This window comes from Phreatobacter aquiterrae, from assembly GCF_053471285.1.
In genome coordinates, this window is the sequence record NZ_JBJPHW010000040.1 from 1 (window position 1) to 1307 (window position 1307).

Genomic DNA, 1307 nt, shown 5'->3' on the forward strand with positions numbered 1-1307 from the left:
GCATTTGCGCCGCCTTCACCGTCACCGGAAGCCCGTTCAGTTCGATCGCCTCGTGGCTCCAGTCGAACTGGTAGGCCTCGCCCGGATCGAAGCTCAGCGGCACGAAGGCTCGCGTCGGCGTCCGCGCATGTTTGGCCGCTCCATGGCAGGGCCGAGGTAAGCCACTGCAGTGCTGCAGCGCTCCCCATTGCGGATTGAGACGTGGTACAGACCTGCGCCCTCCAAGTGCTCCCCGTTGAAGTCATGGTTGGAGCGGTGCCCACTGGCCAAGGCGGCTTCAATGAAGGCTTGCGTGATCGGGCTGGGCGAAGACTGCGCAGACACCGTCAATGGTCCGCCCACTCCGTGGAGCGCTGACCCGCCAAGAACATGGTCCTCCAAACGCTTGAAGTAGGGAAGCACGTCCGTCCATCCCCAGCCGGGGTTGCCTAGGTCTCGCCAATTGTCAAAGTCCGCCGGATCACCGCGCATGGCGATCATCGCGTTGATGGCGCTGGTGCCGCCGAGCGCCTTGCCCCGGGGGAAAGGAATACTGCGCAGCCCAAGGCCGCTCTGAAGCGTGGTGCCGTACCCCCAGTTCTCGGCATCGTCCCAGAGCAACGGCCATTGGTCGGGCTGGCGCACGCGCATCGACCGCGTGTCGCTGCCGGCCTCGATCAGCACGACCTGTCGGCCCGCGTCTTCCGCCAGTCGCGCGGCCATCACACAACCGGCCGAACCGGCACCGACGATGACGATGTCTGCAGCTTCATCCATAAAGCCGTCTCCTGCCCATGCTTGAGCGCATACGAAGATCCAACGGGCTGCTGAATGGATCGGCTTAGCGATAGCCGAACCCATGTACGCCAAGATCGAATTGTGCTGGGAGCCGCACTGGGTTTGGCGGAAGGCGGATTGCTTGAGTCCTACGCCGCCCGCTTGCCGGCGTCTACCTCCGCCTTCTTCACCCAATCGTTCAGGGTCGGCCACGTGGATCCGAACTTCGCCGCGATCGACGTGATCGCCGCCCAGCGGGACGGATGCTCATGCTCGTGATCGAGAACCAGTGACGTTGCCCCCTATTTGCCCTCGTTCATAACTGGACTCTGTTCTCGATTGATCCGGTCCCATTCTTTGGACCGCCGGAACGAACTCAAGGCTGGATAAAAGTTGGGGGCAACGTCAGATGAACTCAGCTCTAAGCCGCTCTTTGGAAACCTCATCACAGATGGCCGGGTCCATCGCTTCCGCAACGAGATCTCGCCAGAACTGCTCAAGCGCCTCGCGCGTGACGCCGAGGAGGACGGCCGGGCCTCCGCTACCGACGC

The 1307-nt window shown here is 63.0% G+C and carries 1 protein-coding gene and 1 pseudogene; both read right to left on the reverse strand.

The features are described 5' to 3' along the window. Positions 1–93: 93 nt before the first annotated feature. Positions 94–840, reverse strand: a complete 747-nt coding sequence (locus ACJ4V0_RS21485; protein WP_448301647.1) for a GMC family oxidoreductase — start codon at positions 838–840, stop codon at positions 94–96. Between the two features lie 71 nt (positions 841–911). Continuing rightward, positions 912–1046: pseudogene (locus tag ACJ4V0_RS21490) on the reverse strand (IS3 family transposase); the annotation flags it as partial. Positions 1047–1307 lie beyond the last annotated feature (261 nt).

Coding starts and splice junctions, on each gene's coding strand:
- ACJ4V0_RS21485 (WP_448301647.1), bottom strand. CDS start 840: ATGGGTTCGGCTATCGCTAAGCCGATCCATTCAGCAGCCCGTTGGATC.